Raw genomic sequence first — 12,367 nt, 5'->3', positions numbered from 1 at the left:
TGATGGCGGCGGCTAAAGTCAGCCACATCGTCGGGCGTGAAAGCACCGCCCAGTATGGCGAACCGCTTGCGGGCTATCACCCGATGCCGATTCGCCCACGCACCATTGAAGAGATGGAGAGCGACAGCCCCAGCATCGGCGGCAAAGGGCCTAGCTACATCCACGGTACTCCCGCGAGCATTTCCGGGGTGGATGCACAGGGCAAACCCATCTTCGGTGTCTTTCCAGATCCCAAGCTCGCCCCCGGCAGCGCGGACAAACTCACCCAGAGTTACAACTTCCGCATCTGCGTCACCCAGCGCGCAGACATCAAGGTTCCATTTCCGAAACCAGCAAGCTACGACGCGGCACACTACGAACTGCTGCTGCGCCTGATTCAGGCCTTTCCCGGCGTTCGCTTCGGCCGCCTGTTTCATCTCGGCAACGTTGCCCATGGCAAATACGACCTCAATGCGCAGGGCCTGTTCTCCACCGACTATCCTGGCGCAAACTTCGACTACCCCGATGGCGATGCTGCCACGCGCGCACGCATCTGGCAGGATCACACCGACTTCATCCAGGGCATGCTGTGGTTCCTCGGCCATGACGAGCGCGTGCCACAAAGCCTGCGTGAGCAGACCAACTCATGGGGCCTGTGCAAAGACGAGTTCCCCGACAACGCCCATTGGCCCTATGCGCTGTATGTGCGCGAAGGCCGCCGTATGATAGGCGAGTACGTCATGGTGCAGAAAGATCTGCAGACCGACATTTTTAAAGACGACTCCGTGGGCATGGGTTCCTTCCTCATCGACTGCCACATCGTCCAACGCATCCTCGCCGAGGACGGCACCGTGCGTGATGAAGGCAGCTTTCAGGACACTCCCGCGCTGCCCTACCAGATAGCCTACCGAAGTCTGACGCCAAAGCGCGCCGAGTGCGAAAATCTGCTCGTCCCCGTCTGCCTTTCCGCCAGCCACATCGCCTGCTGCTCACTCCGCATGGAGCCGGTGTACATGGCGCTGGGCCATGCATCCGGCCTCGCCGCCGTCATGGCGATCAAGGCCAAGGCCCCGGTTCAAAGCATCGACGTCACCGCCTTGCGCAAAAAACTGCTCGAACAAAAAGCCGTGCTCGAACTCGCTTCACTCGCGAACATGGTCCGCTCCGCCAAGCTTCCCGGCATTGTCATGAGCGAACAGGATGCCGAACAGACCGGCCACTGGACCGGCAGCGCCTATGGCAGTCCCGTCGATGGCTCAAGCATCCATGACGCCAACACCGAGAAAGGCGCCAAGAGCATCATCTACCGAATGAAAATTCCGGCCACGGGCAAATACGAAGTGCGCGTGTCGTATGCCGCTGCACCCAACCGTGCCAGCAATGTGCCGGTGAGCATTGAGAATGCCGAAGGCACACAGACGGTATGGGTGAATCAACGCAGGACACCGCCCATCGAGAAGCTCTTCATCAGCCTCGGCGTTTTTCCCTTTACGGCAGGCACACCCGCCGTCATCACGATCAGCAACAAGGATACAGACGGCATTGTCGGAGCTGATTCCGTGCAGTTGATCGAGGCCCGGTGAAACAGAACGTACGACCACAAATCAAACACAAAACGATCTATTGGACAGAACCCCACTATCCAATGAAAAACATCATCCAGTTATTCACCCTCGGTCTGTTCATGGCAACGATGTCCAGTTGCGTTGATGCGGGTGGCTATGTGAACACCGGCCCGGGACACTCCCGCCATGCCCCCTCACGCTCTTATCACTCCGGGCATCACAACAACGGTTACTACGGCAACAACCGCCCCACCCATTATAAATCCAAGCCAGCCCCCCGGCCTTCTGGAGTGAACGCCCGTGTGGGAACTCGTGGACTACCGCTGAACGTCAACAGCAACACACGTCTCGGTCTGTTCTGATTTCCCTGTCCATCAACACGTGGCGGATGACTCGTTCATCCGCCACGTCATGTTTTCGGGCGCAACTTTTCGTGTCACACGCCCAGCAGTTCGCGAGCTTCCGCCTGTCCAGGTGCCGGACGGCCAAACTCACTCGCCGTCACACGCGCGAGAGCGGTCAACTGACGCCAACGAAAGGCAGGGCGAGTGCGATGAAATTCGTCCCAGGTCGTCTGGAAATACTTCTCCGCATGCAGCGCCCCATCTTCGCTCACGGCGTAGCGCAGCAACGTCTTGAACACGGCTTCCGGATCCATTCCCTGTACGCCACAGCGGTGCACCACGCCGGATGCATGGGCTTGGAGATTTTGCCGGATGTTCTCATCCAGTTCAGCAAGCAGCTTCGCCTGATCCGTCGTCTGGCTGATGTAGCGCTTCGGCGGCATCGGTTCCCATTCGAGAAAATGCTGCCCCGTGGCCGCACCACGATCACGCGCCACCTGCCACGCGCCGAGTATGAGACAGGCGAAGACATTTCGCCCTTGGCTCACCTGTGAGAGATTGCGCCACGCATGCACCGAATCGCTCGCATGCACGCCCATGGAGTCGCCATGCACGCTGCCAGGCGGCTTGCCTGGGGCTCCCCACTCCGGTGGACGACCATGATCTCGCAGCACGATTTGATTCGCCGCCAGCGAGATCGCCTCGCCGATTTCATGCGGATCAAACCCCTCCGCCAGTGCCGCAGCCACGGCACCAGCGGCATCTTCCGGGCTGCCGCTGAAAATGGTCAGGCTCAGCTTTTCCACCGCCGCGTCCTCCATAGATCGAGTACCGGGCTCACGTCCCATGAGCTTGTGTTCGTCGATCAGCTTCGTCAGCGCCTTGCTGTGCTCATCCCACTCGGTTCTGCGATAATTTTCCGAGTTCAAACAGTAGCGCAGTGACATCCGCAGCAGCGTCGTCGCATGCTCGCGGCCCACCAAATCAAGCAGATCCCAAGCGCGATACGGCAGCACGGTGCGGTGTACCTCCGGATTGTCCTGCACACACTCAAGCAGCGCATTGAAGCCGCCTTCCGCGCTGTTTTGCATCATCGTGGCAAAAACTCTTTCCGCACCCGCCGTGTCCTTGCGTCTCACCGTTTCGTGCAACTGTGCAGCAGTCGGCTTGTCCGTGCCTGCGGCCACCGGATGCAGCACCTCGTCACTGCGACCACCCTTTTCCTGCATGCGGTTGGTGTTGCGGTAGAGCACCTTGAACACCGGCAGCGCCTGCTGCTGCTCCGGCATGGAGCCAGACATTTTCAGCGCCGGGCTCAGAGCCATCAGCGTGTGAAAACCGATGTAATCCTCGCCACCGAACGTTCGTGCGTTTGCAAGCACGCCTGCGGCCACAAGCTGTTTCAATGACACACCCGCTTTGAGTTTCATAGCAAGTGCAGGCTGCAGCTTTGCCACGGGTGTCTCCTGCATGAAGCAGACGAGAGACTCCATGTCTCCGAAGTTCAAAGCGGCGGACGTTTCCTCCGCACCCGCGGAGCTGATGCCGAACTCAGCTGCGAGCGCGGGACCGAGGGTGGCTAACAGAGTTCCCTTGCTCACATCGGCAAGGAACGCACGGCGGGATTGCAGTTCATTCATGATGACCTCCTGGTTGGGATTGAGCAGAGTGTCTTGATTTGCAGGAACCCGGTCAATGCCCAATTTGGAGGCGTTTGAAAGATCGCTACCTGCCGACCTTCATCTCCGCGAACTCCGCCCAGCAGGCCCGGGTCGGTGCCCATGAGGCATCGCCGCCGCCGTGAAAGGTTTCAAAGTAGAGACCGTCCACGCCAAAGCTGCCCACCGTACGCCATTCCATGGCGGTTCGTTCCACCATGAGTTTGTCAGCAATCCACACACGCAGTGAACCATCGCGTTTGCCCACAGCATTCATCGTCACGGCGATTCGTACTTTGACCTTAGTCTCCGTGGGAAAGCGGAAGTCGGCGGGAAAGGCAAAGCTGTCGCCATAATCCCCCTTTTGGTTTTTGTGATACACGTAAGCCTCACCGCGCCCGTCTTTGCGCCACATAAGACGCGCTGAGAAACCGTTCGTGCCGGTGGCCCTGCGACCGCCGCTGACATTATCCGGGCCGCCACACAATCCCGGCAGCTTGCCGCCTTTGACGAAATCGAAATCCTTGCTGAAGCGCAGCGTGTAGCTCAGTTCTGCCACCTCATGCTTCCCAAACGGCATGCGCCACCCCGCACCGCCCTCCTCAGGTCCGATCTTCCCGACCGCAAAGTTCACTCGCAGCCATTTCAACGCATCGCTTTCGATAATCGCGACGCGTCCTTCAGTGATGCCTCCTTCAAATGCGCAGCCCTGCCAGTCACTCTTCCAGCGTTTGATCGTGTAAGGTCCAGGCGAGCCTGCCAAGTTGACCGTCAGTGGAAGATCAGCCGACAGAGCGGCATGCATTGACGCAAAAAGAATGAAAACCAGCACACGCATGCGAGGGGGATACCACGGCCGTGCATTGAAGACATCCAAAATCATGCCCAGTTGCCCACTCCGCAGCCAGTGTCGGTTGTGCGTCAGCACCCGAAAGTTTTCTCCCGACGGCAAAACTCACTTGCACAGGGCTCAGACACGATTAAAACTCCCTCCCTTCCAACGCTGTTTGGTTTCAAACACGCCTCCGTAGCTCAGTTGGTAGAGCAGTTGACTCTTAATCAATTTGTCGTAGGTTCGAATCCTACCGGGGGCACCACTCACAATCAGTGAGTTAGGTGGGTTTGGACATGATTGAGATTTTAGATCTCGGACATTTTTCGGACACTTTTGAGTCCTACCCCTAGCAACTCCCTGCCCTGGGGTTTCTGCTATCAAAAAAGTGGATTCATCCAGCTCATTTGCCCTTTTCCAGGCGTGCTGCGTGTTTTGCAGGCAATCCGGCCGCAGTGATGGCGCGTTGAGCGCCTGCGATGTCGTACGGGACTCGACGCCACCAGACGTCTTGGTGTCCACGACGATAGATCAGGTAGCATGCGCGTTCGTCTTTGTCCCGAGGTTGGCCGACGGAGCCGACGTTGATCACCTGCTTCAGGTCAGGGCGCAGGCTCTCCACGCTGGTTGTGTTGACCGCCTGATCCTCCCCCTCGACCCACATTTCGGGCTGATGGGTATGGCCGATGAAGCAAACTGGCTTCACTTGATGTTTAAAATGCTGGGTGGCATCTCCAGCTTGGAGCATGTAGGGCCAATCGTCCGGTTTGTGCAGCGATGCGTGGACTGCTTCAATATCACCGCCGTCGAAGTGCATTGGAAGGGTGCCCAGCCAAGAAAGGCGTTCTGCACTCAGGTGATGTCGCGTCCAATCGACCACCTGCCGAACTTCATCGCTCACATCCTGGATGTCCGTAGTGCTGGAGACGTAGTGGTCGTGATTTCCCATCAGGCTCAGGGAGCAGAAGTCCCGGACAAGGTCGATGCATTCAGCCGGACTGCCGCCATAGCCCACAATGTCACCCAGACAGATGCAGTCGGAAATCCCCTGAGATCGAATGTCCGCCACCACGGCTTCAAGTGCCTGCAGATTGCCGTGAATGTCACTGATGATGGCCAGGTTGTTGTTCATGGGCTGGTTTCCGCCGCAAGGGAGGTGTTCGATCTTGTTTCCTCCAGTGCTTTCACAAGGTTTACCAAGGATTCAGCAAGGAGGAAGAAAACGGAATTGTATTGTTCATCCGCTGCGCTGGCTTTCTGGAGCAGGACCACGACTTCACGCATTTCGTCGATGGGCTCATTTAACCACTCAACCATCATTTTGATTTTCGCCGTAAGGCGGGCTGGCGAAGCCCTTTCAGCGAGCAGCTCCTGAAATTCGAATTCCTCGGTAACGATGTCAAACTTGGTGCTGATGAGGGAATCACAAACAGCTTCAATCTTGGGGAGGAGCTCTGGAGGCACCTCGATGGAGGGAAGTTCATTCTGAATGAGAGTCGCGTAGCTCATCATGAGCATGGCACAATTGCGGGCAGCACTGCTTATGGTTTGCAGTTCGGGATTGGTGTTCATGGGAATAGGAGGAGTGTTGGGTGTTTTCGAGTTGTTTGCGGTGCTAAACTTCCTCCTGTGAGATCTCTGGATTGACGGGCTCGTCTTGGAATAATTTATGGATCTGCCAGGTCATGGCGACTGATCCGATTTCCTCCCTGATCTCCCCCTGGAGTTCGATGTCCGAGGTGGCGTCAAGGGCCTCCCTCAACTTGCGCATCATTGCCTGATACTTGATTGTATGATGATCCGCGAGCGGCGCTGAATCACTGGTATTTTGAGCGGTCATCTCGTTGGTTTTGCCGTTTCAGAACTTTCCCATCCCAGTTTTTGCTCGCAATTGCACCCCAAACATCGTACTGCGCTCTTCCAGCATGATCATCAATGCCGCGCCTTTCAGGCTCATTGGCACCTTCCATTCCACCGGTGGCCACTGGCGCTTCTTGAACAGAGCGAAAAGGTATTGCTTGTCCTGCTTCGAGCCTCCTCGCGTGGGCATTTCCTCAATCGTCAGACCCCGATGCCGCGTCTGCATTTGGACAACCTTTTGATCCCCTGACGGATCGGCATTCGTGAGGGGTTTGCGTTTTGATTGATCGTTCATGAAATTTACCTTTCTTTGGTTTTTGTCAGTATCAGTTCGGCTACCGAAGGTCTCATTCCCCTGTCCCGTCTTGAGCGGATGAAACCGGAGCCGTCCATGACACCAGGATGACAGATGGGGGCAGAAAGGCGGGGCGTTCAAAAAGGTCCGCCGGAACCTCGCCTGTTCCTCGCTGTGGGCCAGGTGAACAAAAGGCACTGCCGCCATAGTAGTGCCACGGCAGACTGTCGAGAATCGGTACCGCGTTGAGTGCGGTCAATGGCAGCAGCAATTGATCCGGCAATAGTCCTAGAATCCACCGGCCTGAGCGAGAGAACGACTCGTATTCCGCAAAGTAATGCAGCCACCGACTGCCACATGCGCGGCAGGTGCGAACGGAGACATCGCCGTAGCGGCCATTTGTTTCATCGACGCCAATGACCTCCGCATCAAATTCACCGGGACCATGTTCGAAACAGCATTCATTGACGGGGGGTAGGGATGGCGATTTTTGGAAGGTAGCCTTCATAGGTGACTCAAGTTTGGGATTCATCTCAAGGGTGTGCAGTGGTGACGAAGTTGGCGGCTTCGAGATGATGTTCGCCTTCCCAGCGGTAGCCGACGAGCGGGTTGTCACCGAAGGCCGCGCTGAAGTCGAGGCAGGCAATGTTGTGCTTCAGGGGCGCGTGGGCGCGTTCTGGAGGCAGCCAGTAGTGGCCGACGAACACGGGCGGCTCACCGGCACCGTAGTCAGGAATGCCGCGCAAATCGTCAGGATGGGCGTCTCCTGGAATGTCGAAAGGCTCGGGCATGTTCAGATGGCTGATTCGGGCTGCGGCGGGCAGGTCCCACCAGCGTACACGCACTTTGTGACGGGCGGTGCCTTCCTTGTCGTGAAAAACGTGTCCGTCCGGCAATGCGAGCTCCGGACCTTTGAGGATATTTTCAACGGCGAGGAACTCAGGGCTGCCCTTGTCGGCGCTGACATGGAGGAAGTCGTCGTCGGCAATGGTCCTGCCATTTATCAGGGCCAGTCCGCGAGCATCCCAGCAGGCATGGACGGCGCGCAGTCCGCCAAGATCGAGAAACATCGGCAGGCGTTTCATCCACTCGATCCAGTCTCCCCACTCGGCATCCCTGCCGGCGAATTGATGCTTCGTAGCTGCATGCTGGCGGACGTTCATTTGGCGTCGCTGCCTCAAGTGCCCACTCTTGCCGTCCGGGGTGTGGTAGCAGACGGCATTGTACTCGTGATTGCCCATGATGGCCAGGGCGTCTCCCGCTTCGACCATGGCGCGCACCGTGAGGAGCGTCTCGCGGATCTTGGGCCCACGGTCGATGTAGTCGCCGAGGAAGACGATCTTGCGGCCCTCAGGATGGCGGAAACCCTCATCATGGGGCAGGTAGCCGAGGTGGGTCAGTAGATTAAGGAGCTTAGCGTGCTGTCCGTGGATGTCGCCGATGAGGTCGTAGGTCTGGTTTTTCATGACACCTGACCCTCGCATTCATGAGGAGATTGATAAGTTGTCTTAATGCAGTATATATAACTATAAAGTTATGCATGATTCACTCTTTACCCGTGGTGGCTTGTCGCTCGACCGTTTACGCAGCTTTCTCGCGTTCGCGGAGGCGGGCTCCATCAGCAAAGCCGCCGCCGGCGATGTGAGCAGGCAGGCACTCATGAGCCGCCAGATTCGGGAACTCGAAGAATTTTTCGGTGCGGAACTCACCGTGCGCCGAGGGAAGACGATAGCCCCCTCGCCGGCAGGAAGTCGTTTGGAGATCCTGATTCGCGGACAGTTCGACGACCTGGAGCGTTTTCAGTGCGACCAGAAGAAGCAGGCCAAGTCATTCACCTTCGGTGCTGGAGCCAGCATGCTGGAGTGGCTGGTGATTCCTGCTGCGGAGAAGATTCGCGGCTTGCTGGCAAACTCCACCCTGCGGCTTTCCTCCCAGCGCAGTCGGGAACTCGTCGAGAATGTCCGCGATGGACGGCTCGATTTTGCCATTGTGCGCGAGGACGCCATCCCCTCGGGCGCTGCCTATCTGCCGCTCTTCAGACTCCAGTTCCACCTATGTGTCTCGCGCAAACTTTACAGGCAATACCCCAGGACCAGGCTGGATGATCCCGCCACTCTCAGCCAACTCCCCTTCGCGGCCAATGCGGGCGGAGGCCAGTTGGACACGACTTTTAGACAAGCCATGATCGAGACCTGCGGCAGCTTTCAGCCAATTTTCGAATGCGATTCCCTGCTGCAGGTGCGTGATCTCATTGTGCAGGGGGCATGTGCCGGACTGCTGCCCTCCATCGGCACCCGCGATCTTGCCCCCCATGAGGTGGTCACGCGTGAGTTTGGGCCTCTCAAGAACTACGGTCGTGGTCTGGCACTGCACTGGAACGAACGCCAGATGCGCCGGCGCGACGTAGAGGATGCGGTGATCAAGAAAATCGCGGGTGCGCTTTCACTCTAGAGGCTCAGCGGTTGGGGAAAGCTCGGCAGAGACCTGCTTCAAGTGTTCCTTCATTTTGCCTTCCTTCTTGGCCTTCTCACAAGCCATTGCGTAGGGGTCAGGCAGGAGCATGGCCAAACGCTTGTCCTTATTCCCGCGAAAGCCGGGAGGAACCAATAAGACTTTGGTGTCCAGACCATGGATCGGGAAAAGGGAAGGCATAAGAGACATCATAGCCTGAAATGGGGGTTAGGCCAGTTTCGAGGAAGGCGTTTTCACGGTCGGACAGGGTACTCCCGCGCTGCCACGCGCAGCCAGCTCGGATTTGAGAGTCCACCTGAGCGGCGGAGACTTTGGGCTCCGACAAGCGCAGCGCTCTCAGTTTGGCTGGAGGTGGGATTTTCGGAGTGGGAAGCGGAGATGGAGATGTGTTTGGATTGTCTCATTCCTCCTCCTGCGCGGCCAGGGTCCAGATGCGTTTGAGGGGGAGTTCGGCTTTGAGGTCTTCGTCGAGTTTGTCGTAGTGGGCGAAGAGGGCGTCGAGGAGGTCTTTCTTGGTCCAGAGGCGGACTTTGAAGAAGCTCTGGGCGAGTTCTTTCTGCACGTTGGTCTTGAAGCCGCCCCAGGAGACAAAGAGGCCCTGCGGGGCGTTGAACTTGCTCATGGCTCCGAGAAGTTTATCGACCGTGGGGCGGTCCACGGGGGTGTCCTGGGACTTCACTTCCACGCAGAGCTGCGGCGTGCCAAAGCCCAGCGCGCCCATGCCGGCGAGGATGTCCACGCCGCCGTCGGGGCCTTCGGGGCTGAGGTAGGTGGTGTAGCCTTGGGCTTTGAGGATGCCGTCCAGCAATCGGGTAAAGGCATGGCCGGCGAACTTGGCCTGAATCTGGGTGGCGATCCGGTCGAGGCCTTCCTGCTCCAGGTCAATGGTCTCGCTGTCGAGCTCTTCGCCATCGTCGTCGTTTGCCGGAGCGGCCTTGGCTTTGCCCATGCTGCCCTTCTTGCCGGGATCATCCTTCCAGCCGCTGGCCTTCATGGCCTTGATGCGGGCCTCGGCGTTGTTGCGCTGAATGCGGCAGATGGTGAGGAAGGCCCCAAAGGAATGCAGCAGGTCCTGGCCGAAATGCGGGCGCGGGATCGCCTCGCCGATCCACTTCACGCTGCGCCAGTGGTAGAAGGGGTTGGGGCCGGCGGCTTCAAAGTGGTAGTCGCTGGTGATCTCGCCGATGTAGATGCTCTGCTGCGTCTTGAGCGGCAGCACCACCCAGTCGCCTTTCTGCATGGTGTGGGCAAAGGGCCATATCTGCCCCGCATGATTCAGCAACTTCTTCGGTTTCGCGCCGGGGTCGTTCTTTTCGAGCACTTCGATCAAGGCCGCCTTGTCAGGGAGCTTGAGGAGGTTCTGCGAGAGATCGCCCCAGGTCACATAGACCCGGCTTTCTTCGAGAAACTTGGATTCAAATTCGCCGTGGGAACCTGCGCGGATGAGCCAGAGGGACATATCAGGAAATGGGTGGGTTAGACTTTGGCGGATTCGAGGACCGCCTTCAGCAGATGGCGGTGGCAGCAATCCGTGTCCTCGCTGCATTGGCAGAGCAGAGTCACGGGCTGGCGGCGGGCGAGTTCTTTGATGAGGCGCAGGGTGAATTTCTGGCCGTAGTTTTTGATACGCTCGTTTTCCTTGTCCATCAGTGCGGGTTCGAAGAGTTCGAGTTTGTAGCGTCGAGTAAATTCCTTCCAGTTGATCTTCTCCGCATGATAAGCCTTCAACAGGGGTTCGCTAGGGGCCAGATTCGGCATCCAGACGTTGTAGCGAGTGCCTGAGCAGCCGCGCACGGTGTAGCGAGTGACGAGGATGCGCAGACCGTCGTGCTCGCGGTCAATAGCAGTCCAGACACATTTGGTGCGGATGGCAGGCATAGGAAATCGACGCAGGCAATTCCAAGAATTAGCCTACTCAGCAAAGGTCCAGGTGTGCTAAACGAGAATAGACCTCAACTTTCACCAAGGGAGCATAAACCATTGAGAAGAATCAGGCGGCTTTTTTGACCTTCTTTTCTAGCTCTCTGGCTGTCTTGAGACGGATTTCAAAGAGCGGGGCAAATTTAGGTTTGAGCGCACAAAATGATTCCTTGAGTTCTGAGCCCTGCTTGCCCCCATTTTGAAGATAGTAGATGGTGCTGATCGCTTCGAGTTCTTGAGAAGTCTTTTCGTTCAGCCCTTTGGCGAGATCAGCCAAAGGAAGAGCCTTGTCTCCTGCAAGCTGGGATACGAGTTGCTTCAGTCCTTCCCGCGCTGTGAAACGATAAGTTTTGTAAATTCCAGCACTCAGCGGCTCTTCATTGATCAAACCTTCCCCTTCAAAAGCCTGAAGCTGACCATCGAGTTCACTGGAATATGGTCCGTAGTGGAGATAGCCGAAGCGAAAATGAAAAGGCATGCCCAAATGTTGCAGAATATGAACCAGCTTCTGAAATTTCTTTCTGCCTTCAACCGCGCCCACTGCCTCCAAAAGCTGGCCGATGATTAAAATGCTGTTCATAAGCTCATGTTTTATCTTTGGTTTGTTTTTTGTCAATTTTTACAATGAAGCGCTCCAGTTCGGGAAGGAAAAAAAGCCTCAAAAACTTGGGTTGCTCCGGTCCACCCAGCGTACGGAAGATCGGGGATTCGTCTTGTATGGGCATCGCAGCATCTTCCGGGCCTCCGTGGCTCAGCAGCACCGCATTGGTGGCGATTTTCTGGAAATAGTCCTCCGGGTTGGCCTCACGCTCACCTTTTTTTGGCATCTTGTAGGCGGTGAACTGGATGTAATCTAGTTCCCATGAGTTCCTCCACTTGTCTCCCAGCCCTTCGAGTGCAGCCCGCCATTGAGCCTCGGCGGCAGCTCCGGGTTCGATTTCCTTCATCTTGAAGATCTTCGCGCGGTTCAGATAGGCATGCGAAAGCTGGGCGAGCAACTTGTGCTGCGTCTTGGTGCTTTGCGCCCACAGACCGAAACATCCAATGATACAGGGCTCATCGATCAGGAGAAAAAGTGAATCCTCGACGCCACCTTCCTTGGCAAAATAGTCTTTGACCATTGGAAACGTCCCGTCGGGTAGCTTGTCATCTTTGGCGAGCCGCGCAGCCTCTCTGAACAAGCAAAGCAGATGGGCCTCCCAGCGCCGCGTGCTTTTATGAAAATAGACCTGCACGCTCATGTGCTGCCGGGCCATCAAGAGCTGTTCGGCAGAGTGGAGACCCCGCTTGTAATCCAGGCTCAAACGCAGCAGCCCTTCGCCCTCACTGTTGTCCGGCTTCAAAGTCCCGAGGCACAATGAGTTGACTAGCCACTCCAGATCGTAGATGCCGTAGCGCACGCCTGTAAAGTGGGCATCCCGCAGCAGGTAGTCCATGCGGTC

15 protein-coding genes, 1 tRNA gene and 1 pseudogene are annotated in these 12,367 nt (G+C 57.2%); 4 read left to right on the top strand and 13 right to left on the bottom strand.

Features of this window, described 5'->3' with window-relative positions; genetic code table 11:
• Both PSV43_RS23470 and PSV43_RS23465 read left to right on the top strand, forming a co-directional pair.
• Nucleotides 1-1,562: FAD-dependent oxidoreductase (locus PSV43_RS23470; protein ID WP_300203488.1), on the top strand; the 1,562-nt coding region annotated here is incomplete at its 5' end.
• Nucleotides 1,563-1,624: 62 nt separating this feature from the next.
• Nucleotides 1,625-1,906 carry a hypothetical protein gene (locus PSV43_RS23465; protein ID WP_300203486.1) on the top strand — a complete coding sequence of 94 codons (282 nt, stop codon included), beginning with the start codon at nucleotides 1,625-1,627 and terminating at the stop codon, nucleotides 1,904-1,906.
• A gap of 74 nt (nucleotides 1,907-1,980) precedes the next feature.
• On the opposite strand, the gene PSV43_RS23460 is transcribed toward PSV43_RS23465, so the two are convergent.
• The gene (locus PSV43_RS23460) at nucleotides 1,981-3,528 is read right to left on the bottom strand and encodes a hypothetical protein (RefSeq protein ID WP_300203484.1); all 1,548 of its coding nucleotides are present in this window, start codon (nucleotides 3,526-3,528) and stop codon (nucleotides 1,981-1,983) included.
• An 85-nt stretch (nucleotides 3,529-3,613) separates the two neighbouring features.
• The gene (locus PSV43_RS23455; protein ID WP_300203482.1) at nucleotides 3,614-4,384 is read right to left on the bottom strand and encodes a polysaccharide lyase; all 771 of its coding nucleotides are present in this window, start codon (nucleotides 4,382-4,384) and stop codon (nucleotides 3,614-3,616) included.
• 183 nt (nucleotides 4,385-4,567) lie between these two features.
• On the opposite strand from PSV43_RS23455, the gene PSV43_RS23450 reads away from it, so the two are divergent.
• Nucleotides 4,568-4,643: transfer RNA gene (locus PSV43_RS23450), tRNA-Lys, on the top strand.
• A 138-nt stretch (nucleotides 4,644-4,781) separates the two neighbouring features.
• Here the strand turns inward: PSV43_RS23450 and PSV43_RS23445 are convergent.
• From PSV43_RS23445 to PSV43_RS23420, 6 genes are read right to left on the bottom strand one after another with little or no spacing between them, the layout of a single operon-like run.
• Nucleotides 4,782-5,510, bottom strand: coding sequence for a metallophosphoesterase family protein (locus PSV43_RS23445; protein ID WP_300203480.1), 729 nt, complete (start codon nucleotides 5,508-5,510; stop codon nucleotides 4,782-4,784).
• Nucleotides 5,507-5,950: a hypothetical protein gene (locus tag PSV43_RS23440; protein WP_300203478.1), complete on the bottom strand. Its 444-nt coding sequence runs from the start codon at nucleotides 5,948-5,950 to the stop codon at nucleotides 5,507-5,509. Before PSV43_RS23440 ends, PSV43_RS23445 begins: the two co-directional genes overlap by 4 nt.
• A 43-nt stretch (nucleotides 5,951-5,993) precedes the next feature.
• Nucleotides 5,994-6,218, bottom strand: coding sequence for a hypothetical protein (locus PSV43_RS23435; protein WP_300203476.1), 225 nt, complete (start codon nucleotides 6,216-6,218; stop codon nucleotides 5,994-5,996).
• 18 nt (nucleotides 6,219-6,236) lie between these two features.
• Nucleotides 6,237-6,533, bottom strand: a complete 297-nt coding sequence (locus PSV43_RS23430; protein ID WP_300203474.1) for a hypothetical protein — start codon at nucleotides 6,531-6,533, stop codon at nucleotides 6,237-6,239.
• A gap of 52 nt (nucleotides 6,534-6,585) precedes the next feature.
• On the bottom strand, nucleotides 6,586-7,065 hold the full coding sequence (locus tag PSV43_RS23425) for a hypothetical protein (protein ID WP_300203472.1): 480 nt from the start codon (nucleotides 7,063-7,065) through the stop codon (nucleotides 6,586-6,588).
• 1 nt (nucleotide 7,066) lies between these two features.
• Nucleotides 7,067-7,999, bottom strand: a complete 933-nt coding sequence (locus tag PSV43_RS23420) for a metallophosphoesterase (RefSeq protein WP_300203470.1) — start codon at nucleotides 7,997-7,999, stop codon at nucleotides 7,067-7,069.
• 70 nt (nucleotides 8,000-8,069) lie between these two features.
• Here PSV43_RS23420 and PSV43_RS23415 point away from each other — a divergent pair, with 70 nt between their 5' ends.
• Entirely contained in the window at nucleotides 8,070-8,984 is a 915-nt protein-coding gene (locus PSV43_RS23415) for a LysR family transcriptional regulator (RefSeq protein WP_300203468.1), read from the top strand.
• On the opposite strand, the gene PSV43_RS23410 is transcribed toward PSV43_RS23415, so the two are convergent.
• From PSV43_RS23410 to PSV43_RS23390, 5 genes and pseudogenes are all read right to left on the bottom strand, one after another.
• Complete coding sequence (locus tag PSV43_RS23410) at nucleotides 8,976-9,185, bottom strand: hypothetical protein (protein WP_300203466.1); 210 nt, start codon at nucleotides 9,183-9,185, stop codon at nucleotides 8,976-8,978. The two genes, PSV43_RS23415 and PSV43_RS23410, sit on opposite strands and share 9 nt — an antisense overlap.
• A gap of 220 nt (nucleotides 9,186-9,405) precedes the next feature.
• Nucleotides 9,406-10,464: a restriction endonuclease gene (locus tag PSV43_RS23405; RefSeq protein WP_300203464.1), complete on the bottom strand. Its 1,059-nt coding sequence runs from the start codon at nucleotides 10,462-10,464 to the stop codon at nucleotides 9,406-9,408.
• A 17-nt stretch (nucleotides 10,465-10,481) separates the two neighbouring features.
• A complete protein-coding gene (locus PSV43_RS23400; RefSeq protein WP_300203462.1) occupies nucleotides 10,482-10,883 on the bottom strand; it encodes a DUF488 family protein in 402 nt (133 codons plus the stop codon).
• A 112-nt stretch (nucleotides 10,884-10,995) separates the two neighbouring features.
• Nucleotides 10,996-11,505, bottom strand: a complete 510-nt coding sequence (locus tag PSV43_RS23395; protein ID WP_300203460.1) for a hypothetical protein — start codon at nucleotides 11,503-11,505, stop codon at nucleotides 10,996-10,998.
• 4 nt (nucleotides 11,506-11,509) lie between these two features.
• A pseudogene (locus PSV43_RS23390) lies at nucleotides 11,510-12,367 on the bottom strand (hypothetical protein); the annotation flags it as partial.

The sequence above is a fragment of the Prosthecobacter sp. genome, assembly GCF_029946185.1.
Taxonomy (GTDB): domain Bacteria; phylum Verrucomicrobiota; class Verrucomicrobiia; order Verrucomicrobiales; family Verrucomicrobiaceae; genus Prosthecobacter.
The sequence above is the reverse complement of the archived record's forward strand: the minus strand, read 5'-3'. Positions and strand labels throughout refer to the sequence as shown.